Origin of the sequence: Brenneria sp. L3-3C-1 (assembly GCF_016456245.1) — a bacterium.
Classification (GTDB): domain Bacteria; phylum Pseudomonadota; class Gammaproteobacteria; order Enterobacterales; family Enterobacteriaceae; genus Brenneria.
In genome coordinates, this window is record NZ_JAEMHF010000005.1 from 38763 (window position 1) to 61701 (window position 22939).

The window sequence follows — 22939 nt, forward strand, 5'->3', positions numbered from 1 at the left end:
AAAGGGTTATCCATGCAAAGTATTATAAAAATTCATCCGCTGGACAATGTGGCCGTCGCGCTGCGTGATTTGCAACCGGGGGAAACGGCGTCGGTGGATAATCATTCGGCGACGCTTCTGCAACCTGTCGCGCGCGGGCATAAGTTTGCGTTGCAAGCCATCGCGCCGGGAGAAATGATCACCAAGTACGGCCTGCCGATCGGTCATGCTCTGGCGGCTATTGCGCCTGGCGAATATATTCATTCCCAGAACGCGAAGACCAACCTGAGCGATGTGGATGAGTATCAGTACCAGCCTGAATTTATCGATCTGCCGCCGCAAATGGCCGATCGCGAGGTGCGGATTTATCGTCGTAAAAACGGCGATGTCGGTATCCGTAACGAATTATGGATCCTGCCGACGGTGGGCTGCGTCAATGGTATCGCCCGCCAGATCCAGCAACGTTTTCTGAAAGAAACCCAGGATGCGGCAGGCATTGACGGCGTTTATCTGTTCAGCCACCCATTCGGCTGTTCTCAGTTGGGGCAGGATCATGAGAATACGCGCACCATGCTGCAAAATATGGTGCGTCATCCGAATGCCGGCGCGGTGCTGGTGATCGGCCTGGGGTGTGAGAATAATCAGGTCGATGTCTTTCGCACCACGCTGGGCGAATACGATGCTGAGCGAGTCGCGTTTATGATCTGCCAGCAGCAGGACGATGAGGTGGAAGCCGGGCTGGAGCAGCTACATGCGCTTTATCAGGTGATGCGTCATGATAAGCGTGAGCCGGGCAAGCTCAGCGAACTGAAATTGGGTCTGGAATGCGGCGGGTCTGACGGCTTGTCGGGTATTACCGCCAACCCGCTATTGGGGCGTTTCTCCGATTATCTGATCGCCAATGGCGGCACCACGGTGCTGACCGAAGTCCCGGAAATGTTCGGCGCCGAGCGGATCCTGATGAGTCGTTGTCGTGATCAAAGCACGTTTGAAAAAACGGTGCGCATGGTTAATGACTTCAAACAGTATTTCATCGCCCACGATCAGCCGATTTATGAAAATCCCTCGCCAGGCAACAAGGCGGGCGGCATCACCACGCTAGAAGAAAAGTCGCTCGGCTGCACGCAAAAAGCCGGACAAAGCAAGGTAGTTGATGTATTGAGATATGGTGAGCGCTTACATACCCCGGGGCTTAACCTGCTCAGCGCGCCGGGCAATGATGCGGTAGCCACCAGCGCGTTGGCGGGGGCCGGTTGTCATATGGTGCTGTTCAGCACCGGACGCGGCACCCCTTACGGCGGGTTTGTGCCAACCGTGAAGCTGGCGACCAACAGTGAACTGGCGCAGAAAAAGCCGCACTGGATCGATTTTGATGCCGGCCGTCTGATCCACGGCATGCCGATGGATGAACTGCTGGCGCAGTTTATTGATCTTATCGTCGAGATAGCCGATGGCAAACCGGCTAAAAATGAAGTCAATGACTTCCGCGAGTTGGCGATATTTAAAAGCGGCGTGACGTTGTAAAACGAAAATATTCCATTTAAAATAAAACGGCATTTCATTTGGTTGGACGCCGTTTTGCTTTTTCTTCCGCCGCAAATTTTGCCGAGGCCGGGATCATGACACATTATTGGTTTGCCCAGTCGGTGGGCGTGCTGGCCTTTCTGGTCGGCATTACCATGTTCTTTAACCGTGACGAAAATAAATTCAAAATACAGCTTTCGGTATACAGCGCCGTCATCGGGTTACACTTTTTTCTAATGGGGGCGAATGCGGCGGGAGTCAGCGCCGTACTCAACTCGACGCGTACTCTGATTTCGCTGAAGACGCATAATATTGCCGTGATGTTTGTGTTTATTGTCCTGACGCTGGCGTTTGGCCTCTCCAACCTGAAACATGCTATCGAGCTATTGCCGATACTGGGAACCGTCGCCAGCACCTGGGCGCTGTTCCGTACTTCCGGTTTAACCATGCGCTGTATCATGTGGTGCTCCACGGCCTGTTGGGTTATACACAATATCTGGCTGGGTTCGATCGGCGGTTCGCTGATTGAGGGCAGTTTTCTGCTAATGAATGGTTTTAATATCATTCGCTTCCGAAGGATGCAGAAACGCGGCATCGATCCGTTTAAGGTAGAGAGGAAAGCCGGATAAAAAAAGTCCCTGCCTGGGCAGGGACGACCGAATTAAAGCAGATAGGGCGCCGTAAGGTTTACAGCATATTCAGACGTTCCTGTTCCGCCAGTTTCGCATCCTCAGCCTGACAAACCGCCGCGATAAAGATCACGTCCGTCGAGGAGTTTACCGCTGTTTCCGCGGAATCCTGCAACACGCCGATGATAAAACCAACGGCCACGACCTGCATGGCGATATCGTTTGAGATACCGAACATGCTGCAAGCCAGCGGGATCAACAGCAGCGAACCACCGGCGACGCCGGATGCGCCGCATGCGCAGAGCGATGCCACTATGCTGAGCAATAGCGCGGTGGGCAGATCGACGGGGATACCCAGGGTGTGGACGGCCGCCAGCGTCAGCACGGTGATGGTAATGGCCGCGCCCGCCATGTTAATGGTGGCTCCCAGCGGAATGGCGACGGAATAGGTGTCTTCATCCAGATTCAGCTTGCGGCACAGCTCCATGTTCACCGGAATATTGGCGGCGGAGCTACGGGTGAAAAAGGCGGTGACGCCGCTTTCACGCAGGCAACGGAGGACTAATGGATAAGGATTGCTGCGGGTTTTCCAGTAAACGATCAGCGGATTGACACCCAGCGCCACCAGCAGCATCCCGCCGATCAACACCATAAGCAGGTGAGCATAACCCCACAGCGCGCCAAAGCCGGTTTCGGCCAGCGTGGCGGCAACCAGACCGAAAATCCCCAGCGGGGCGAAACGGATGACCACGCGGACGATAAAGGTTACCGCATTGGACGCGTCGGTAATCAGGGCTTTCGTGCTCTGCGAACCGTGGCGGAACGCTATCCCCAAGCCGACGGCCCACACCAGAATACCGATGTAGTTCGCATTCAGCAGCGCATGGATCGGGTTGGCGATGATACTCATCAACAGCCCCTCCAGCACTTCCACAATCCCCGAAGGCGGCGTGATGTCTTCCGCCTGTGCGCTGAGCGCCAGAGTGGAAGGGAACAGCATACTTAGCACCACGGCAATCAGCGCGGCCGAGAATGTCCCGATCAGATAAAGCACCAGCACCGGCCGGATATTGGTTTTCTGCCCCTGCTGATGGTTGGCGATGGACGCCATAACCAGCACCAGCACCAGGAGCGGCGCAACGGCTTTCAGGGCGCCGACGAACAACGTGCCTAATAAACCCGCGGCAAGAGCGGCCGGCGTTGAAACCGATGCCAGAATAATCCCGGCGACCAGCCCCAGCAGTATCTGCTGAACCAGGCTACCGCGAGTAATGTACTGTAAAAAACGTGACTGTTGATTTTCCATAGTATTGACGGCGTGGCCGTTTCCGTTGAGTGATTGTGTTTTACGGCTGTGAAACCTCTGATGTCCGTGACGCCGGATTTCTTTCTATTCCGTAACTAAATGTGTTTGCGCGTATCAGTATATGAAAAAATGATAATAGGAGAAGAGGCAGTGACGGATTTTCTGCTGTGGGTCGGATTTTCTTAATAGCGGGTAGCGCCGTACAGAAGGATTTCCGTACGGCGGGAGCGAGAGAAGCGGGGCGGTTATTGCGCTATACGGCGGTTGACCCAAACGTTGACCAGCATGGTAATGACCAGAATACCGGCAACGACGCCCAACGAAATGGCGATAGGAATATGGAACACGTCGATCAGCAGCATTTTGATACCGATGAAAATCAGGATGACGGCCAGCCCGTATTTCAGCAGGGAGAAGCGTTCCGCCACGCCCGCCAACAGGAAGTACATGGCGCGCAGACCCAGAATGGCGAACAGGTTGGAGGTTAATACGATAAAGGGATCGGTGGTCACGGCGAAGATGGCCGGAATACTGTCAACGGCAAAAATCACGTCGCTGATCTCAACCAGTATCAGCACCAGAAACAGCGGCGTGGCGAACAGAATACCGTTGCGACGAATAAAAAACTTATCGTTCTCAATATTGTCCGTCATGCGCAGATGCCCGCGCAGCCAGCGTACCATCGGTTTGTCGCCGATGGCGTTGTCATCTTCTTTCGCCAGCGCCATTTTGATGCCGGTAAACAGCAAAAACGCGCCGAATACGTACAACAACCATTGGAACTGCGTCACCAGCCAGCTACCGCCGAACACCATCAGGGTTCTCAACACGATAGCGCCCAGTACGCCATAAATCAGCACCCGGCGCTGATATTGCGGCGGAACGGAGAAATAGCTGAAAAGCATCAGCCAGACAAACACGTTATCGACGGCCAGGGCTTTTTCAATCAGATAGCCGGTGAGGAAGGCCAGCGACTGCGTATTGGCGGCTTCACGCCCCAGCGTACCGTCCAGATACCACCAGAACCCGGCGTTGAACAGCAGGGAGAGCGTCACCCAGACAATCGACCACGCGGCCGCTTGTTTGAATGTCATTACCGTCGATCCTTTGCGTCCCTGATAGAGCAGGTCGATGGCCAGCATAACGATAACAATGACAGCAAAGCTGCCCCATAACCACGGCGTACCAATGGTATGCATAGCAATATCCTTAAATGAAAACAAAAACGGCCAACATCGGAAGACGCTGGCCGCTCATCATCAAAGCCGCAAATGCACCTCGCCTTCCGGCAAGGTCTCACTTACAACATTAATGCAGTAATCTGATTAAGGTTGCCCGGTAACCGGATGCGCTACGCACCGTAATGACGATTAACCGGCGGAAAAGTTACTCCCCTTTGCTTCACAGAAGATAGGTGAAAACTTGATCTGGGTCAAATAAATATTGACCCGGCTATCTCATGCCCTTAACCAACAACGTGACCACCACGATAACAGTGATCTGGTTTAGTCCGCTTTGTCCGATGTCGCAACATCCGCGGGAAAGATAACCCCGGTTTGGCGACGAATTTCCGTTAACAGGCCCGCCACCGCGCGTGAGCGCGCCAGTTCGGCATGATCGATATCATTATTCGCCACCCGCGTCGCAAAGGCTTCCGCCTCATACAGCATACTGTTGATATGCTGCGGCTGGCTGAGATCCAGCGGTTTCCCATCACGTGGAATAAACGTTACCCGCTGGCATTGGGACAGCTTTTCAATCACCAGAGAACCTTCTTCTCCCTGAATTTCACTGGCAATAACCGAGTTGCTGACTTTGGAGTGAATGATGACGACGTCGAAATCGCCGTAATGCATCACGATGCTGCCATGTGCGTCAACGCCGCTCTCCAGCAATGTCGCGCTGGCCTGTACCGTCGCCGGCATACCCCATTGCGCCACCGCAAAGGCCAGGCAATAGTAGCCAATGTCCATGACAGAACCGTTCGAAAATGCCGGGTTGAACGTATTCGGATTTTCGCCGGCCAGATACTTCGGATAACGTGAAGAATACTGACAGTAGTTCAACAGCACTTTACGCAATTTGCCGACTTTGGGCAGCGCCTGCCGTACCACGCTGAAATTCGGCAGGCTGGCGGTCTTAAAAGCCTCGAACAGCACCACCTGATGCGCGTTGGCGCAGGCGATCATCTGTTCGACTTCATACAGGTTGGAAGCCAATGGCTTCTCACAGATGACATGTTTGCCATGGCTCAGAAAGAGCAGCGACTGTTCACAGTGCAGCGAATTAGGGCTGGCGATATAAACGGCGTCAATCAGATCGGATTCGGCCATGGCTTCCAGAGAACTGAACAGCGTATCAACCAGATAGTCCGCCTGATATTGCTGCGCTTTCTCCGGGGTTCGCGCATAGATTGCAGTCAACTTCATTTTACCGGTTTCGTGCGCGGCATCGACAAACTGACGGGAGATCCAACTTGTTCCTACAATAGCAAAGCGAATCATAAAGGCTCGGTATCCTGCTGACATCGATGATGGAGGTTCAGATTATCATGGCGAAATAACGAGACAACATTACTGTTAAAGTACAGGTAAAGACGTCATTTGCCTGTCTGCCTGAGAAAAGCATTTACTGCCGGGCCATTTTAAGGGATAAACAGCGCAAATTTTGTGATTCAGGAGGGACGAATGAGCCAACTCGAACTGGAAACACGTAATCTGACGCTGGCGCGTTATCCTCAGGTAGCGGATAACGCGGCGCTCCAGGCGTGGGAGGCGGCGGATGAGTTCCTGCTGCGTGAGCTTGCCGTGATGGAAATCGCGCCCGGGCCGTGTCTGATTTTTAACGATGCATTCGGGGCGTTAGCCTGCGGATTGCAGACGCGGTCGCCGGTCAGCGTCAGCGACTCTTACATGAGCCAGTTGGCCACGCGGCATAATCTTGAACTGAACGGTTTTGCTGCGGACGCGGTGGAGCTGCTGGATAGTCTTGCCGACTTGCCTGCCGCGCCGGCTCTGGTGGTGATAAAAATCCCTAAAACCACGGCGTTGCTGGAACACCAACTGCGGATGCTGCGCAATGTGGTTACGCCGCAAACCCGCATTATCGCCGGCGCCAAAGCCCGTGATATCCATACCTCAACATTGCAACTGTTCGAGCGCATCCTGGGGCCGACAAAAACCTCATTGGCCTGGAAGAAAGCGCGCCTGATCCATTGTGAGGCCGCGGATATAAAAGTAAGTGAGCAGCCACTAACCAATCAGTGGGCGCTTGAAGAGTACGGCTATCGCATCCATAACTACGCGAACGTTTTTTCGCGTGGCGGACTGGATATCGGCGCCCGTTTCTTTATGCAACATTTACCCCGGCAGTTGGACGGTAAGATTATTGATTTAGGCTGCGGCAATGGCGTCATTGGGCTGGCCGCGTTATCCGCCAATCCGTCTGCGCCGGTCAGTTTCTTTGATGAATCCTATATGGCGATCGCTTCCAGCCGGATGAATGTTGAGATTAACCGCCCGCAGGATCGGGATCGCTGTGGTTTTGCGGTTAATCATGGCCTGTCCGGCGTGGGGCGTGACAGCCTACAGGCCGTGTTGTGTAATCCGCCGTTCCATCAGCAACAGGCCGTTACCGATAATATCGCCTGGCAAATGTTCCTCGATTCCCGCCGCTGCCTGCAAGTCGGCGGCGAGTTACGTATTGTGGGTAATCGCCATCTGGATTATTTCCACAAGCTGAAACGTTTGTTCGGCAACGCTGAAGTCATCGCCAGCAACGCCAAGTTCGTGGTGCTGCGGGCGGTGAAAACAGCCGCGGCAAAGTAAAATCCGTTCAGATGCTTAATGCCAGCCGGGTGGCTTGCGCTATTGCCCGGCGGGCGTCCAGTTCCTGAGCGACATCCGCGCCGCCAATCAGATGAACGCGGTAACCCGCGGCCAGCAGCGGGGAGTAAAGCTCGCGGCAGGGTTCCTGACCGGCGCAGATAATGACGTTATCCACGGGCAGGCAGCGCATTTGCTTTTGGTGCGCAATGTGCAATCCATCGTCGTCAATACGCTGGTAGCTAACGCCATCCAGCATGGTCACGCCATGGCGGAGTAAATTGGCCCGATGGATCCAGCCGGTGGTTTTACCTAATCCTTCGCCCGGTTTGCCGGTTTTACGCTGTAATAAGGTGATCTCACGGCGATGCTGGGTCGTCGCTGGTTTATTTCGCAGCAGGCCGCCTCGTTGCCGTAACTGGCGATCGATTCCCCATTGTTCATAGAAGTCGGCATCCGCTGGCTGGCTGAGGTAGTGAGCGGTATCAAAACCGATACCGCCGGCGCCGACGATCGCCACGCGCCGCCCGACCGGCTTTTTGTCGCGTAACACATCCAGGTAACTTAACACCCGGGGGTGTTCAATGCCTTCAATCGCCGGAATGCGCGGCACAATACCGCAGGCAAGGATCACTTCATCAAAATCAGCCAGATCTTCAACGGCGGCGCGCTTACCCAGCTTTACTGTCACGCCCTGTAACGCCAATTGCCGACGGTAATAGCGCAACGTTTGGTTAAATTCATCCTTACCGGGGATTTGCCGCGCCAGATTGAACTGGCCGCCGATTTGCGCGGCGGATTCAAACAGCGTGACTTGATGGCCGCGTCCGGCGGCATTGACGGCGAACGCCATACCGGCAGGGCCTGCGCCCACGACGGCAAGACGTTTCGGCGCGGGCGCGGGGGTGATTGGCATAACGGTTTCGTGACAGGCGCGCGGATTTACCAGACAGGAGCTGACTTTGCCGGCGAAGATCTGATCCAGACAGGCCTGATTGCAACCGATGCAGGTATTGATTTCATCGGCCCGTCCGTCGGCGGCCTTGTTCACCAGTTCCGCATCAGCCAGAAACGGGCGCGCCATCGAAATCATATCGGCGCAGCCTTCGGCCAGCAGTTGCTCTGCCACCTCAGGATCGTTGATTCGATTAGTGGCAATCAACGGAATGCTGACTTTCCCCATTAATCGCCTGGTTACCCAGCCAAAGGCGCCGCGCGGAACCAGGGTGGCGATAGTGGGGATGCGGGCCTCATGCCAGCCAATTCCGCTATTAATCAAAGTGGCGCCGGCTTCCTCAATGGCCTGCGCCAATTGTTCGATTTCTTGCCAGCTCGATCCGTCTTCCACCAGATCGAGCATCGACAATCGATAAATGATGATGAACCTGCATCCGGTTATTTGGCGCACGGCGCGGACGATCTCAACGGCGAAACGACTGCGGCGTTGAAAATCGCCGCCCCATTCGTCGTCCCGGTGATTGGTATGTGCGACAAGGAACTGGTTAATCAGATAGCCTTCCGAGCCCATAATTTCTACGCCATCGTAACCGGCCTGCTGTGCCAGCGCGGCGCAATGCGCAAAATCTTGGATCGTGCGTTGTATCTCTTGCCGGCGCATTGCCCGCGGGACAAACGGGCTGATGGGAGCCTGTAGCGCGGAAGGCGCCAGCGGTTCCGGTTGGTAGCTGTAGCGGCCGGCGTGGAGAATTTGCAGGGCGATTTTGCTTCCCGCCGCATGAACCGCCTGCGTCACCGCCTGATGGTGGGCAAGCTGTGATTCATCGTGCAGCGTAGCCCCGCCTTTTACCACCGCGCCTTTGGCGTTAGGCGCGATACCGCCGGTGACAATCAGGCCTACGCCGCCTTGTGCGCGTTCGCGGTAGAAAGCGGTCAACCTGGCTGTACCATCGGGGTGTTCTTCCAGACCGGTATGCATTGACCCCATGACGATCCGGTTCTTTAGCGTAGTGAATCCCAGATCGAGTGGAGAAAACAGATTGGGGTAGATCGTCATGGTTATCTCCGACAAACGGGATGGGGAAAGGGCTTAACTGGTCTGATGAGTTAACGTCATAAATTTAGCTGCATTTGGATGAATTGTGAAATTTATGTTTATTTATTGTGATTAATATCATTATCACCAGCAGGGAAAAACGCGCGAATGGATAATGAACGGTCAGATTGTTTGTTGTTAAGGCGCTGTGTCATTATAATTCGCAGGATCATCAGGCGAAGGAATCTCTAATGTGGGTTGAAGAGTTGGCGACACGGCTGGATGGCGCGTTTCAGGAATTGGAGCGCAGCGTTCAGCAGCAACAGCAGATTTGGCGCAGCGATTATCAGCAGCTACAACAGCAGCTGGAGCAGGCCAAACAGCGCGAAGCGCAACTTTGCGAGCAGATTGAGCAGCTTGTCGCCCGGTTGAACGCGATGGATAGCTCACCGGCGCGCAATCCGCTGCTGCAAAAAATCCAAATCATCAGCGCGCATATCGACGCGTTGGCGAAAGACGCGTCAGATTTTGTCCGCTCGCTACCCTGATCGGCTATCGGACATGACGGGTTATATGTGAAACAATCCGCGACTTCACGCAACGCTTAACGCAATTCTATCGATTCCTTACACATTTCACTCGTATTATTCATATTTGCCGCAAATGTGCCTTTATTACTTGCACACATTTACCGTTGCTCTAATTAACTGAAACAGTCAGGCCTATACTCTTTCTCGACAGCACGACAATGGTCGTCAATGCATTAAACCTGAGAGAAGGATAAATTATGCGTAAATTAACAGCACTTCTGGTTGCTTCTTCTTTGGCGCTGGGAACGGCAGGCATCGCTCATGCTACCGATGCGCCAAAAGGTCACCCCGAAGTAAGAATGGCAAAAGACGGGAAAGGGCCACGCGGCGACATGCACCATGAGATGATGTTTAAAGGGCTGAACCTGACCGAAGCTCAAAAACAGCAGGTGAAAGAGATTATGAAGGCATCTCATGACAATATGCGTAAGTCCATGCAGGATGAACGCCGTGAAATGCATAGTCTGATTGCCACCGACACGTTTGATGCGGCAAAGGTCCAGGCGCAGTTGGATAAAGCTGATGCCGCCCGCAAGGCGCAAACGCTGAACAGGCTGGAAACCCAGAATAAGATTTATAACATTCTGACGCCTGAGCAGAAGAAACAGTACAACGATAATTTTGAAAAACGTCTGACTCAACCGCCAAAACCTGACGCTAAACCCGCGCCGGCTGAGTAAGCAAACGTACTCCCCTTAAGACCGTCGGATTTATCCATCGCTGATTTTCATCACCGCGGTGGATAGGTCCGGCGGTTTTCCTTATTTGACGCTTTCTTCTTGACCTTCCCCTTAGGGGAAGGCCTATCTTTAGACAGGTATTCCAATTGGTCTGAGAGAGGTGATGATGAAAAGCATGAATTTACTGATTATCGGTAGCCTGGTGGCGCCCTTGTACGCATTCGCGGCCGACGGCGCGCATAGCGGCCATCATGCCGAGAATGCAACCGAGTCACAGCAGGCCTATATGCAGGGTATGGATCGGATGCATAGCCAGATGCAGGAAGGGATACAGTCCAGCGATCCTGACGTTGCGTTCGCCAAGGGGATGATCGCTCATCATCAGGGAGCGATTGATATGGCCAAAACGGAGTTGCAATACGGCAAAGATCCCGAGCTTCGCAAACTGGCGGAAGAGATTATCAGCGCTCAGCAACCGGAAATCGATCAGATGCAGGCATGGCTTAACAAGCATGGGAAGAAGTGATTGCGAGCGGTTAATCAATATTGGTTGAAGCATTAGTGATTGAGCGGCTAAACCATTAAAAAAACGCCCCACAGTGAGACGGGGCGATAAGTCATACCAAGCGAATCTGCAACTTCTTACCGACAGCGGCAGCGTATTTTTTAGGGGCGCGTAGCATGTACATTTGTAGCCGACGCTAAACCGCTTTCCAATCGGGTTATCGCCGTAGCTTTGGTTCCCTTACGCTTTGCGACTTGTGCCTGAGTCAATCCTGCGTTTTTACGTGCTTGCAGCAATTCATCCAGCAGGGAAAACTCAGCCTCAAGATTGTCATATTCGGCTTTGATCTCAGGGGCTGCCAGCATCCTTTTGATCATTTCGTCGTGAGTCATGACGTTCTTTTTACCAGTTATTCTTTACCTCCTTCATTCTGGCTTCGGCTTTTTAGCGATCGCGGGCGGGCGTTTTCTGTGTCTTCTTCACGAAGCTGTGCAGCATCATGATGCGGCTGGCTGCTGAGCGACTTACTCTTCTGGAACAATGCTCGATAATACTAGATGGTTTCTCATCTGGTTACCAGATTAATACCCTGGGTCAGCAAAAAATGATCGTGCAGATTAATTATATTTTTTTCCTTAATTCAAGTTCATTGCTATTTCGCTATTAATAGCAGAATAGCTATATGAGCATGACCAGTTAACTTAAAACAGGAGGTCAGATGTTGGGGGGAAATATATTCCCTTCAGGGAAACTATTATATTCATTGCCAGGGGTCGTGAAAGAGGTCAGAGATTTGACTCTAGCGCCAGAACCAATGATTGATAGGGCAGGATCGTCTACCGGGGTGGGGTCAGTCCACTTCAGTATAATTATTCTGAGGTTCATCAGGTGCGGAACTCATCGTGGTGCGATTCAGACGCCGGATAGATTTAAGTAAGCCAATGATATCGTCGAAAATCAGTGTTGCAAAAACGGGAGTGACCATAGATTCGATATCCAAACTGACCCCTGTAAACGCTAGTCAGGGACAACCAAAAGGGCGACAAATGCCGCCCCTTTTTAGTTAATTTTTTACATCTTCATCGCTTACACCAAGCATATCAAGATCAACAACTCTAACTATCTGCTTCGTGCGTTTATCTCTCAGAATAATTTGTGAGTGAGAATAAAAGCCTATATTGATGGTCTCAGTTGATACAACCGAATTACTTATATTAGTCTCGCTCATCATCCTGGATAAAACGCCCCGCCAGAAATGATGGCCGTTATGAGGCGGGTTGTAGTTTGCCGCTGCATGCCCTTGAAGGGATGCGATATATTCAACTTGAATTCGCATCGTTCCACGGGTAGCAACTAATTCCGCAGTTACTGCTTGCCCCGGCCCTAACGGTATCGTCACGCCAGATTGCATACCTAATGTTACAGACGTTGAGCGGGAGCCTCCAACCCCCCATTCTTGTGTATAAGAAATAGAGCTATTCCCGGTAACGCCAGTCCCTAAGAAGTTAATTCCATATTCAACAGAATGCCCAACCGTTAATGCACCACCTGTACTCCAGGTTGAGGTCACTGTATTCTCTACAGTTTGAGAGATACTGGCGTCAAAGGTTCCAGCAACTGAACTATTGTTAATAAAATCTTGTGTTAACACGATTTCCGGGCGTGATGTCTGGCTTAGAACTCGGATATTTCTGGGACGCAGTGTTCGTTGTACTTGTTGCCAATTAAATCTATCATATAAATCGCCCCACGGCGTGGGGCTTCGCAAGAAAGCATCGTTAGGCCAGCGCCCAAGAGTTATTTCAAATGCACGTTTTAATTGGTTGTCATTCAATTGAAATGTATTACGTTCCGTATCACTAATGATGTTTCTAACAACACCTACAGCACTGGTAGAAATTGAACTTTGTTCTCCAGATGTTGTTACATTAATCCTTATCGACATATATTCTTTTGCTCCATGAGTGTTTTAGTTTAAATGCTGAATTAATAATAATAGACAAGTTTTCAATTTCACGCCCCCTCATTTCTTTACCAAAAATTACTGTTCTATAATAATTCATGGATGATGCATCTAATTAGTAGAACATATACTTTTCGATGAAGGAGCCGATGACTTTTTCGTGGACCTCGATGGAGCGTGAGAAGCAAATCGTTTTGCGTGCCAGACGTTTGATTCGGGTACGGAGTGTCAGATTATTACGCTCAATCCGTTGCGTAAAAATCTTTCCTTTCAGGTGCTTCTCCTTCGGCACTTCTCTGGCATAACTTCCCCAGTCGTCGCTGGTTATCATAGCAACATCAGGTGACCATCCATCTTGCTGAATTCACCTGCATAGCAGATACCTGTGCCAGTTGCGGTTACGTTTATATCGCTATTTATCCTCAAGCTTCAGCAACCCAGTAACGGCCTCACTCTTCTTCTTTTATCAGGACTTAACCCATGCGCATTTCATCAGTACCGGCCACGGTGCCGGTTTCGTCACGCCTGTCGCCTGTGCAAGGCTTAACGTATCTGCTGGAGTACCATTACGGTCTCACGCTCAACGACACGCCCTTCCATAACGACACGCCCTTCCATAACGACGCAGCCATTCAGGAACATATTGAAGCGGGAATAACACTTGCCGATGCAGTGAATTTCCTGGTGGAACGTTATGAACTGGTACGCACTGATCGTAAGGGTTTCAGTTGGCAGGAGCAGACGCCATTCCTGATTTTTATCTCCGCACTTTCCACTCTTTTTATTCATCGCATAATGCGTCTTGCCACTCCCGGCAGGTGTGTTTGCTTTTATGGATGTTGAAATCCGGCATGATGGCCTTGATGGATGCTGAGGCCCGTGACCAGTGGCATAAGAACCTGGAGGAAGGCGACCTCCCTGCAATCAGCTTGGCGAATATACTCACTACGTTTGAGCAGCTACATCTGAACAAAATGGATGTCTTTGAGCGTGGCATCATTAACATATTCAAAGGGCTGTCGTGGGATTACAAAACCAATAGCCCATGCAGCTTCGGTAAAAAGATCATCGTCAACAATCTGGTGACGCATAACCGCTGGGGCTTTAGCTTAAACTGGGGCTGGCGGCGGGATCAACTGGCGGACCTGGAAAGAATGCTGTTTCTGCTTGATGGCAAACCGATTCCCGACAACCGTGGCGATGTTACTATCCGATTGATGGATCATATTCGGGACAACCCTTCGAAGGATGTTTACGAAGATAAGTTTTTTAGCATTCGTTACTTTCAGAAGGGAACTGCGCACATCACTTTTAAACGGGGCGACCTGACAGAAAAGATGAATGATATCGTAGTGAAGCACTATCCGGGGATGCTGGCAGCGAGATGAAGAGGGCAGGGAGGCAATTCCTTACCTGATCCATTACCTGACCCAATTCATATAAAACGAAAAAGGAGTCAGACGATTTCTCATCTAACTCCTTGAAATTCTGGTGGCCCCTGTTGGGTTTGAACCAACGACCAATCGATTATGAGTCGACTGCTCTAACCACTGAGCTAAGGGGCCGAACGGGCGACGATTATACGGTAATGTGCAGGGGAAGGTCTATAGTTGTTCGGCTGGATGGCTGTTTTCTATGCAAGATAGCTTGTTGTTATTATTGTCAGATTTTGCGATAACAGCGGAAAACATAGCGTAAAGAGGCAGTATGATCGCGGATATTCTGGCAACAAATCTTCAGGTTGTTTTCTGTGGCATCAATCCGGGATTATCGACGGCCCATCATGGCTACCATTTTGCCAATCCCAGTAACCGCTTCTGGAAGGTGATTTATCAGGCCGGGTTTACCGAACGTTTGCTCATGCCACAGGAGGAGGAGCATTTGTTGGATACCGGATGCGGGATCACCATGCTGGTGGAGCGGCCGACGACAGAAGCGACCGAACTGGCGCGCAATGAACTCTTGCAGGGCGGTGAAGCCATTGTTGAAAAGATGAGGCGTTATCAGCCGCAGGCTCTTGCGGTGCTGGGAAAGCAGGCGTTCAGTCAGGCGTTTGGTGTTAATAAGGTCGCATGGGGACGTCAGGCGTTGACGATTGGCGAAACTCAGGTGTGGGTACTGCCCAATCCCAGCGGGCTGAACCGCGCTACGCTGGCGTCGCTGGTCGCGTCTTATCAGGCGTTGTATCAGGCATTACACGCCAGCCGATAAGCGCTGGGCAAAAGGCTGCGACAAAAAATAACCCCGGGAGACCGGGGTTATTTTCAGAGACGACAATCTGGATATCGGTTAATCATCCAGGAAGCTGCGCAGCACTTCTGAACGGCTTGGGTGGCGCAGTTTACGCAACGCTTTCGCTTCGATCTGACGAATACGTTCACGGGTGACATCAAACTGCTTGCCGACTTCTTCCAGCGTATGGTCGGTATTCATGTCGATACCGAAACGCATACGCAGCACTTTCGCTTCACGCGCGGTCAGACCAGCCAATACGTCGTGCGTTGCCGAACGCAGGCTTTCCGATGTGGCGGAATCCAGCGGCAGCTCCAGCGTGGTGTCTTCGATAAAGTCACCCAGATGCGAATCTTCGTCATCACCAATCGGGGTTTCCATCGAAATCGGCTCTTTGGCGATCTTCAGCACTTTACGGATCTTGTCTTCCGGCATCAGCATACGTTCAGCCAGCTCTTCCGGCGTCGGCTCACGTCCCATTTCCTGTAGCATCTGGCGCGATATACGGTTGAGTTTGTTGATGGTCTCAATCATATGTACCGGAATACGGATGGTGCGCGCCTGATCGGCGATCGAGCGGGTAATAGCCTGACGGATCCACCAGGTCGCATAGGTTGAGAACTTATAACCACGGCGATATTCAAACTTGTCCACCGCTTTCATCAGGCCGATGTTGCCTTCCTGAATCAGGTCGAGGAACTGCAAGCCGCGGTTGGTATATTTCTTGGCGATGGAAATAACCAGACGTAAGTTTGCTTCAACCATCTCTTTTTTGGCGCGGCGGGCTTTCGCCTCGCCGATCGACATACGACGGTTGATGTCTTTAACCTGCTCAATGGTTAAACCGGTCTCTTCTTCGATCTGATGCAACTTCTGTAAGCTGCGTTTGACGTCATCTTCTACGTCATGCAGTTTTTCAGACCACGGTTTAGCCATTGCAATGGCTGCGCTAAACCAGGAGTCATTGGTCTCGTTGCCGGCGAACAGGGTGACGAAGTTTTTCTTCGGCATTTTGCACTGTTCGATGCACAGTTTCATGATCAGACGTTCCTGAGTACGAACGCGGTCCATCATGGAGCGCATGCTGCTGACCAGGAAATCAAACTGTTTGGGCACCAGGCGGAATTGCTTAAAGACTTCAGACAGATTCAGAATTTCTTGTGCCGATTTTGCATGACTGCGACCGTGGGTCTTGATGACCTGACGCGTCGTTTCATATTGCTCACGCAATTCAGTAAATTTCTGACGCGCCAGTTCCGGATCGATGCTGTTATCGTCATCGCTGTCGTCATCTTCTTCTTCCTCGTCATCGTCGTCATCCATCTCCTCGCTGGAAAGCTCAGAGCCAACGTGCGTCGCGGTTGGCGCAATGTCTTCTTCCGCGTTGGGATCGACAAATCCGGTGATCAGATCGGATAAGCGGCTTTCGCCGGCTTCAACACGATCGTACTGTTCCAGCAGATAGGTAATCGCTTCCGGGTACTCTGCGACAGAACATTGAACCTGATTGATACCGTCTTCAATACGTTTGGCGATATCGATCTCGCCTTCACGCGTCAGCAATTCGACGGTACCCATTTCACGCATGTACATACGAACCGGATCGGTGGTACGACCGATTTCCGATTCAACGCTGGATAACACTTGAGCAGCAGCCTCTGCCGCATCTTCGTCTGCGTCATTGGTATTTTCTGCCAGCAACAGATCATCCGCATCCGGCGCTTCTTCCATCACCTGGATGCCCATGTCATTAATCATCTGGATGATGTCTTCGATCTGGTCGGAGTCGATGATATCTTCCGGCAGATGGTCATTGACCTCAGCATAGGTCAGGTAGCCTTGCTCCTTACCACGGGTGACAAGTAGCTTTAGCTGTGACTGCGGGTTTTGCTCCATAAGACGGTATCCACACTTCAGAGTATTTGGGTTGGTGTCGGTCGGCGTAATATGCCAACAATAGCATTAGGGCATTTTTTCTTATCGCCGCGGACCCCGTAGCGGCTCTTTGCAGGGCTCGACCCTGCTATTTATCGGCAATTAAGCCGCAATAATCAGTTTTTTCTGGTTAAGGCCAGTTGCAACGACCAAAGCTCTTTTCTTTCTTTGGCGTTAAGCCCGTGCGTTCTCTCACGGGCGATTAATGTTTCCTGACGTTGTTTCAACAGTTGATCGTAGAGTTCCGCCAGGCTTATTCTGAACTTATCGTCCAGCTCATCTTCTTCGATCATATGGTTCCAGGAAGCCATGGTTTCAAGTTGCTTCCGGTATTTGCTGTCTCTATATTTCTCAAGCAGCAGACCCATATTCATTCCGGGGCTGGCGTTGCAGGTTTTAACCAGATCCTGAAACAGGGACAGGCCAGCCACTTTGCTCTCTTCTATGTCTTCCAGCGCCAGTTCGGGAACTTCCGCTGAAAGTCTTGGGTTCTGAACTAATAGCCCTATAAGTATACGCATAGTTGTGACTTTTAGCTGCGGAGGCTGATAGGGCTGAGCATGTTCAGCCACTTTGGGCAACAGCCTGTCTAACTGGCTGTCATCCAGGATACCCAGCTTATTGCCCAACTGCTGGCGTAAATATAAGCGTAACGTTTCACCTGGCACCTGACCAATCAAGGGCAGCGCCAACGTGCTGAGCTTCGTGCGTCCATCAGGAGAACTCATGTCCACCTGCTGTTGCAGCGTTTCAAACATAAACTGCGACAGTGGCAAAGCCTGCTCCATTCGCTGTTCGAAAAGGGCTTTGCCTTCTTTGCGCACCAGCGTGTCGGGATCTTCGCCATCCGGCAGAAACATAAAGCGTAACTGACGGCCATCATTTAAATAGGGTAGCGCGGTTTCCAGCGCCCGCCATGCCGCTTCCCGCCCGGCCCGGTCGCCGTCGTAACAGCAGACGACCTGATCGGTGGCGCGAAAGAGTAACTGAATATGATCGGCTGTGGTGGAGGTTCCCAGCGACGCAACCGCATAATCAATACCAAACTGCGCCAGGGCGACGACATCCATATACCCTTCAACCACCAGCAACCGCTTCAGTTCCGGATGGTTTTGCTGCGCTTCATACAGGCCATAGAGCTGGCGGCCTTTATGGAAAATTTCCGTTTCCGGCGAGTTCAGATACTTCGGCACGCCATCGCCTAATACCCGTCCGCCAAATGCGATGACCCGCCCCCGCTTATCCCGAATAGGGAACATCACGCGTTCACGGAAACGATCGTAAGTACGGCCCTGATCGTTAGTCACCAGCATGCCGGCATCGTTCAATGTGCTGCGATCGTCATTATTGCGTCCGAAACGCTTTAAGGCGTTATCCCAGCCGGCCGGCGCGAAACCAATCGCAAAATGACTAATTACTTCGGCGCTCAATCCTCGCTGTTGCAAGTACTGCAACGCGGGAGCGCCGACAGGCTGGCTTAGCGTTTGCTGATAAAACGAACTCAGTTGCCCCATCAGTTCATACAGGCTTTGCCGCTGATGACGCTCAAACTGGGTTGGCCCGGTGCCGGTTTCATACGGCACTTCAAGACCATAGATGGTGGCTAATTCTTCAATGCTTTCAACGAATTCGAGACGATCGTAATTCATTAAAAAGTCAATGGCGTTACCGTGTGCGCCACAGCCAAAACAATGGTAGAACTGCTTGTCGCCGTTTACGGTGAACGAGGGAGTTTTTTCGTGGTGAAACGGACAGCACGCATGGTGATTCTTGCCCTGCTTTTTCAGTTTGACGCGCGCGTCAATGAGATCGACGATGTCGGTGCGAGCCAGCAGGTCATTAATAAATACGCGTGGAATTCGTCCAGCCATAAGCCCCTGTTAACGATAGCTTATAAACGACAACAAGCCGCGCATTCCTTGCGGAAATGCACGGCCTTCGTATGCAACTACTAAGTCTGCGGATTAATCACGCGGTGGAGGAAGCCCTCCTGAAAATTAATACAGACGAGTGCGGCGTGCGTTTTCTCGAGCCAACTTCTTCGCGTGGCGTTTTACCGCGGATGCTTTAGCGCGTTTACGTTCAGTTGTCGGTTTTTCATAAAACTCACGACGACGAACTTCGGCCAGAACACCTGCTTTTTCGCAGGAACGCTTGAAGCGACGCAAAGCTACGTCGAACGGCTCGTTTTCACGTACTTTAATTACCGGCATGTGCCTCTCACCTTAATAAATTCGGTTTGCCGCTGGCCTTGTGCCAGCCTTTTCAAAATGGTGCGGAATTCTACTGCAAACAGGGCGTCCTTGTAAAGGGCTGGGCGATCATAAAACGCTCAGCGCACCGTCAGCGCAGAAACCGGGGGGCTTATGGTAGACTATCTGCCGTATGAAGCAAGCTGCATCGTCGGGATGCTTGCACCGTAATATAAAGTAGGAACAGCAATGCGCGTATTGGGTATCGAAACATCCTGTGATGAAACCGGCGTGGCCATCTATGACACTCAGGCCGGTTTACTCGCTAATCAGTTGTACAGCCAGGTAAAACTCCATGCGGATTATGGCGGCGTCGTTCCCGAACTGGCTTCACGCGATCACGTCCGTAAAACGGTGCCGTTGATCCAGGCGGCGCTGCGCGAAGCGGATTTAAAAGCCGGTGATATTGACGGCGTGGCCTATACTGCCGGCCCCGGACTGGTGGGGGCGCTGTTGGTCGGGGCGACGATAGGCCGCTCGCTGGCGTTTGCCTGGAATGTTCCGGCGGTCGCGGTGCATCATATGGAAGGGCACCTGCTGGCGCCGATGCTGGAAGACAATCCGCCTGAATTTCCTTTTGTGGCGTTGCTGGTTTCCGGCGGTCATACGCAGCTAATCAGCGTCACCGGCATCGGCGAGTATCGGCTGCTTGGCGAGTCAATCGATGATGCCGCGGGCGAGGCGTTTGATAAAACGGCAAAATTGCTGGGGCTGGATTACCCGGGCGGGCCGATGCTGTCAAAAATGGCTCAGGCCGGCGACGCCGCGCGTTTTACGTTCCCGCGTCCGATGACCGATCGCCCCGGGCTGGATTTCAGTTTCTCCGGTTTAAAAACCTTCGCGGCCAATACGATCCGCAATAACGATGATGATGCACAAACCCGGGCGGACATTGCCCGAGCTTTCGAGGATGCGGTGGTGGATACGCTGGCGATAAAATGCCGTCGTGCGCTGGATGAAACCGGCTTCAAAAGGCTGGTGATAGCCGGGGGCGTGAGCGCCAACCGTACGCTGCGTCAGCGTCTGGGCGAGATGATGACAAAACGGGGCGGGGCGGTATTTTATGCCCGGCCGGAGTTTTGCACGGATAATGGCGCCATGATCGCTTACGCGGGAACGGTTCGCCTGCAACAGGGAGAACGGCGGGAACTCGGCATCACGGTGCGACCGCGCTGGCCGCTGGCTGAATTGCCGGCCATTTAAGCCGAATCATCCATAGCCCGCGTCGCTGGCGACATCGCGGCTTTCATCAACATCATCAAGGCGCGGGCGATGTTGTTACGGCTGTTCGGCTACAGTTCCTGCTCGAACAGCACCAAAATAGCCTCGTAAAGCTGTTTGACGCTGAACCCTCTGGCTGGGGTGGTGAAGATGGTGTCATCGCCCGCGATGGTGCCGAGAATCCCTTCTGATTTACCCAACGAGTCGAGCAAACGCGCGATCAACTGCGCTGCGCCCGGGCTGGTATGGATAACCACTACGGCATCATTAAAGTCGACGTCCAGCACCAGATTCTTGAGTGGGCTGGTGGTGGTGGGAACGCCAAGCTCGGCGGGCAGACAGTAAACCATTTCCATTTTGGCGTTACGTGTCCGTACCGCACCAAATTTAGTCAGCATGCGTGAGACTTTGGACTGATTGATGTTTTCAAATCCGTCATCTTGCAAAGCTTGAACGATCTCACTTTGAGAGCTGAACTTTTCTTCTTTCAGCAGCGCTTTGAACGCCTTAACTAAGTCTTCCTGTTTTGTCGTGTTACGCATTCTGCACCGGATTCATAGGGTTATTTGTGTCGTTATTATGCAGATAAGTGAATTTTTATGCAATCATAATGCGTATAATAGCGCCGTTCATCCGTTATGATCCGGATGAATAAAAAAATAAAAATTCCGCCAAGCCGGCGAGTCTGAAAACTGTGTTGCAGGTCACATAAAAGTGAACCAAATGTTATCAGAATGATGTTGTTTGCAGACCGACGATCGGTGTAATGTAGTCCCCTAGTTGACTGGCCATAAATGTGCGCCGCATTTTTAACTCAAAAGCCCATTAACTTTACTTACCTTTCAAATTATTAGCCGTTTTTGATTTATTATTAGAGACATAGGATATTTTCAGTCTTTAAGCGCTATCCGTTGACGGTAAGTAAATGCGCTTCATTTTTTCTTCTAGTGTTAATTCTATAATTATATGAATTCACAAAATTTTTGTACTTTACGATAATAAGGAGTTTAGGATGAAAGTTGCAGTTCTTGGTGCAGCAGGCGGTATTGGTCAGGCCCTTGCGCTCCTCCTCAAAACCCAGCTTCCTTCAGGTTCGGAATTATCGCTTTATGACATTGCTCCGGTAACCCCGGGCGTTGCGGTTGATCTGAGCCATATTCCTACCGCAGTCAAAATCAAAGGCTATAGCGGCGAAGACGCGACCCCGGCGCTGGTTGGCGCCGACATCGTGTTGATATCTGCTGGCGTGGCCCGTAAGCCGGGTATGGACCGTTCAGATTTATTCAATGTAAATGCCGGGATTGTGCGCAATCTGGTTGAGCAAATCGCCAGTACCTGCCCCAAAGCCTGCATTGGCATCATCACCAACCCGGTGAATACGACAGTGGCTATCGCCGCCGAAGTGTTGAAAAAAGCGGGCGTTTACGACAGAAACAAACTGTTCGGCGTCACCACGCTGGATATCATCCGTTCTAATACGTTTGTGGCTGAACTGAAAGGCAAACAACCGCAGGACATCAATGTTCCTGTTATCGGCGGCCATTCCGGCGTGACGATTCTGCCTTTGCTGTCGCAAATCCCCGGCGTAAGCTTCAGCGAGCAGGAAGCCGCCGACCTGACAAAGCGCATCCAGAATGCCGGTACCGAAGTTGTGGAAGCGAAAGCCGGCGGCGGATCGGCGACCTTGTCGATGGGGCAGGCAGCTGCCCGATTCGGCCTGTCTCTGGTTCGTGCCTTGCAGGGTGAAAGCAACGTTGTTGAATGCGCCTATGTAGAAAGCGACGGCAAATATGCCCGTTTCTTTGCTCAGCCTGTGCTGTTGGGTAAAGAGGGTATTGTTGAACGTAAAGACATTGGTACGTTAAGCGCGTTTGAGCAAGCGTCGCTCACGAATATGTTGGATACGCTAAATCAGGATATCGAACTGGGCGAGTCTTTCATAAAAGGCTAATGAACGCTGCGATTTCGTCATCATGAGTCTACAAGCCGGAGAGTGTCTCTCCGGCTTTTGTCTTTACTGGGGGCGAATCAGTTTCTTTCTGTCAATAAGCTCGTTGGTTTCCGGATCATAATAACGACTTGGCCAGATTTCTGATGGGTGGATCCCCAACGCATCAGCTATCAACCACTCTCCTTTAGGCCAGGGGCGCGTCAACGCATTAGCCAGTGTTGATGAACTTAATCCGGCAGCACGTGATACCGCAGCCAGCGTTGTGCCTTTTTTGCGCAAGGCGGCAATGATATCAGCGGGATGCCAGTCATGTTTCCTTAAAGTCATAATCCTTCCCTTATTGCTATAAGACGAC

At 51.9% G+C, this 22939-nt stretch carries 21 protein-coding genes, 1 tRNA gene and 3 pseudogenes; 12 read left to right on the forward strand and 13 right to left on the reverse strand.

The window, feature by feature from the left end; translation table 11 throughout:
- Positions 1 to 12 precede the first annotated feature (12 nt).
- Complete coding sequence (locus tag JG725_RS11870; RefSeq protein ID WP_199378152.1) at positions 13 to 1503, forward strand: UxaA family hydrolase; 1491 nt, start codon at positions 13 to 15, stop codon at positions 1501 to 1503.
- A 95-nt stretch (positions 1504 to 1598) separates the two neighbouring features.
- On the forward strand, positions 1599 to 2132 hold the full coding sequence (locus JG725_RS11875; protein WP_172290193.1) for a YgjV family protein: 534 nt from the start codon (positions 1599 to 1601) through the stop codon (positions 2130 to 2132).
- Between the two features lie 58 nt (positions 2133 to 2190).
- On the opposite strand, the gene sstT is transcribed toward JG725_RS11875, so the two are convergent.
- From sstT to JG725_RS11890, 3 genes are all read right to left on the reverse strand, one after another.
- On the reverse strand, positions 2191 to 3438 hold the full coding sequence (sstT, locus tag JG725_RS11880) for a serine/threonine transporter SstT (protein WP_172290192.1): 1248 nt from the start codon (positions 3436 to 3438) through the stop codon (positions 2191 to 2193).
- 245 nt (positions 3439 to 3683) lie between these two features.
- Entirely contained in the window at positions 3684 to 4637 is a 954-nt protein-coding gene (locus tag JG725_RS11885; RefSeq protein ID WP_172290191.1) for a TerC family protein, read from the reverse strand.
- A 306-nt stretch (positions 4638 to 4943) separates the two neighbouring features.
- Positions 4944 to 5942 (reverse strand): Gfo/Idh/MocA family protein, encoded by a 999-nt coding sequence (locus JG725_RS11890; protein WP_172290190.1) that lies wholly within the window; start codon positions 5940 to 5942, stop codon positions 4944 to 4946.
- Between the two features lie 183 nt (positions 5943 to 6125).
- Between JG725_RS11890 and rlmG the strand changes: the two genes are divergently transcribed.
- The gene (gene rlmG, locus JG725_RS11895; protein ID WP_199378154.1) at positions 6126 to 7265 is read left to right on the forward strand and encodes a 23S rRNA (guanine(1835)-N(2))-methyltransferase RlmG; all 1140 of its coding nucleotides are present in this window, start codon (positions 6126 to 6128) and stop codon (positions 7263 to 7265) included.
- Between the two features lie 7 nt (positions 7266 to 7272).
- On the opposite strand, the gene JG725_RS11900 is transcribed toward rlmG, so the two are convergent.
- Positions 7273 to 9276 (reverse strand): NADPH-dependent 2,4-dienoyl-CoA reductase, encoded by a 2004-nt coding sequence (locus JG725_RS11900; RefSeq protein ID WP_199378156.1) that lies wholly within the window; start codon positions 9274 to 9276, stop codon positions 7273 to 7275.
- 230 nt (positions 9277 to 9506) lie between these two features.
- On the opposite strand from JG725_RS11900, the gene JG725_RS11905 reads away from it, so the two are divergent.
- From JG725_RS11905 to JG725_RS11915, 3 genes are all read left to right on the forward strand, one after another.
- Positions 9507 to 9803, forward strand: coding sequence for a hypothetical protein (locus JG725_RS11905; RefSeq protein ID WP_199378157.1), 297 nt, complete (start codon positions 9507 to 9509; stop codon positions 9801 to 9803).
- 239 nt (positions 9804 to 10042) lie between these two features.
- Complete coding sequence (gene spy, locus JG725_RS11910) at positions 10043 to 10525, forward strand: ATP-independent periplasmic protein-refolding chaperone Spy (RefSeq protein ID WP_199378159.1); 483 nt, start codon at positions 10043 to 10045, stop codon at positions 10523 to 10525.
- A gap of 166 nt (positions 10526 to 10691) precedes the next feature.
- Positions 10692 to 11051: a DUF305 domain-containing protein gene (locus tag JG725_RS11915; RefSeq protein ID WP_172290419.1), complete on the forward strand. Its 360-nt coding sequence runs from the start codon at positions 10692 to 10694 to the stop codon at positions 11049 to 11051.
- A 140-nt stretch (positions 11052 to 11191) separates the two neighbouring features.
- Here the strand turns inward: JG725_RS11915 and JG725_RS11920 are convergent, their stop codons facing one another.
- The 3 genes and pseudogenes from JG725_RS11920 to JG725_RS11930 all read right to left on the reverse strand — a co-directional run.
- Positions 11192 to 11422 (reverse strand): helix-turn-helix domain-containing protein, encoded by a 231-nt coding sequence (locus JG725_RS11920; protein WP_233356412.1) that lies wholly within the window; start codon positions 11420 to 11422, stop codon positions 11192 to 11194.
- A 671-nt stretch (positions 11423 to 12093) separates the two neighbouring features.
- Positions 12094 to 12975 carry an MspA family porin gene (locus tag JG725_RS11925; protein WP_172290185.1) on the reverse strand — a complete coding sequence of 294 codons (882 nt, stop codon included), beginning with the start codon at positions 12973 to 12975 and terminating at the stop codon, positions 12094 to 12096.
- 133 nt (positions 12976 to 13108) lie between these two features.
- Positions 13109 to 13330 (reverse strand): annotated as a pseudogene (locus JG725_RS11930) (IS1 family transposase); the annotation flags it as partial.
- Between JG725_RS11930 and JG725_RS11935 the strand changes: the two are divergent.
- The 3 genes and pseudogenes from JG725_RS11935 to JG725_RS11945 form a co-directional block, all read left to right on the forward strand.
- Positions 13327 to 13437 (forward strand): annotated as a pseudogene (locus JG725_RS11935) (type IV toxin-antitoxin system YeeU family antitoxin); the annotation flags it as partial. The pseudogenes JG725_RS11930 and JG725_RS11935 overlap by 4 nt on opposite strands.
- A 36-nt stretch (positions 13438 to 13473) precedes the next feature.
- On the forward strand, positions 13474 to 13836 hold the full coding sequence (locus tag JG725_RS11940) for a TA system toxin CbtA family protein (RefSeq protein WP_199378161.1): 363 nt from the start codon (positions 13474 to 13476) through the stop codon (positions 13834 to 13836).
- A pseudogene (locus JG725_RS11945) lies at positions 13830 to 14381 on the forward strand (DUF4942 domain-containing protein); the annotation flags it as partial. The gene JG725_RS11940 and the pseudogene JG725_RS11945, both read left to right, overlap by 7 nt.
- Before the next feature lie 101 nt (positions 14382 to 14482).
- Here JG725_RS11945 and JG725_RS11950 read toward each other — a convergent pair.
- Positions 14483 to 14558 (reverse strand) — tRNA-Ile (locus JG725_RS11950).
- A gap of 142 nt (positions 14559 to 14700) precedes the next feature.
- Between JG725_RS11950 and mug the strand changes: the two genes are divergently transcribed.
- Entirely contained in the window at positions 14701 to 15204 is a 504-nt protein-coding gene (mug, locus tag JG725_RS11955) for a G/U mismatch-specific DNA glycosylase (protein ID WP_172290182.1), read from the forward strand.
- 78 nt (positions 15205 to 15282) lie between these two features.
- Here the strand turns inward: mug and rpoD are convergent, their stop codons facing one another.
- The 3 genes from rpoD to rpsU all read right to left on the reverse strand — a co-directional run bounded on the left by rpoD (position 15283) and on the right by rpsU (position 19373).
- Positions 15283 to 17121 carry an RNA polymerase sigma factor RpoD gene (gene rpoD / locus JG725_RS11960; protein WP_172290181.1) on the reverse strand — a complete coding sequence of 613 codons (1839 nt, stop codon included), beginning with the start codon at positions 17119 to 17121 and terminating at the stop codon, positions 15283 to 15285.
- A 155-nt stretch (positions 17122 to 17276) separates the two neighbouring features.
- Positions 17277 to 19031: a DNA primase gene (dnaG, locus tag JG725_RS11965; RefSeq protein ID WP_172290180.1), complete on the reverse strand. Its 1755-nt coding sequence runs from the start codon at positions 19029 to 19031 to the stop codon at positions 17277 to 17279.
- A gap of 126 nt (positions 19032 to 19157) precedes the next feature.
- Positions 19158 to 19373, reverse strand: coding sequence for a 30S ribosomal protein S21 (gene rpsU / locus JG725_RS11970; protein WP_001144069.1), 216 nt, complete (start codon positions 19371 to 19373; stop codon positions 19158 to 19160).
- 228 nt (positions 19374 to 19601) lie between these two features.
- Here rpsU and tsaD point away from each other — a divergent pair, with 228 nt between their 5' ends.
- Positions 19602 to 20615, forward strand: a complete 1014-nt coding sequence (gene tsaD / locus JG725_RS11975) for a tRNA (adenosine(37)-N6)-threonylcarbamoyltransferase complex transferase subunit TsaD (RefSeq protein WP_172290179.1) — start codon at positions 19602 to 19604, stop codon at positions 20613 to 20615.
- Positions 20616 to 20704: 89 nt separating this feature from the next.
- On the opposite strand, the gene argR is transcribed toward tsaD, so the two are convergent.
- Positions 20705 to 21175, reverse strand: a complete 471-nt coding sequence (gene argR, locus JG725_RS11980; protein WP_172290178.1) for a transcriptional regulator ArgR — start codon at positions 21173 to 21175, stop codon at positions 20705 to 20707.
- Positions 21176 to 21645: 470 nt separating this feature from the next.
- On the opposite strand from argR, the gene mdh reads away from it, so the two are divergent.
- The gene (gene mdh / locus JG725_RS11985; RefSeq protein ID WP_172290177.1) at positions 21646 to 22584 is read left to right on the forward strand and encodes a malate dehydrogenase; all 939 of its coding nucleotides are present in this window, start codon (positions 21646 to 21648) and stop codon (positions 22582 to 22584) included.
- A gap of 63 nt (positions 22585 to 22647) precedes the next feature.
- Here mdh and JG725_RS11990 read toward each other — a convergent pair whose 3' ends face one another.
- On the reverse strand, positions 22648 to 22911 hold the full coding sequence (locus tag JG725_RS11990; RefSeq protein ID WP_172290176.1) for a helix-turn-helix transcriptional regulator: 264 nt from the start codon (positions 22909 to 22911) through the stop codon (positions 22648 to 22650).
- Positions 22912 to 22939: the final 28 nt, after the last annotated feature.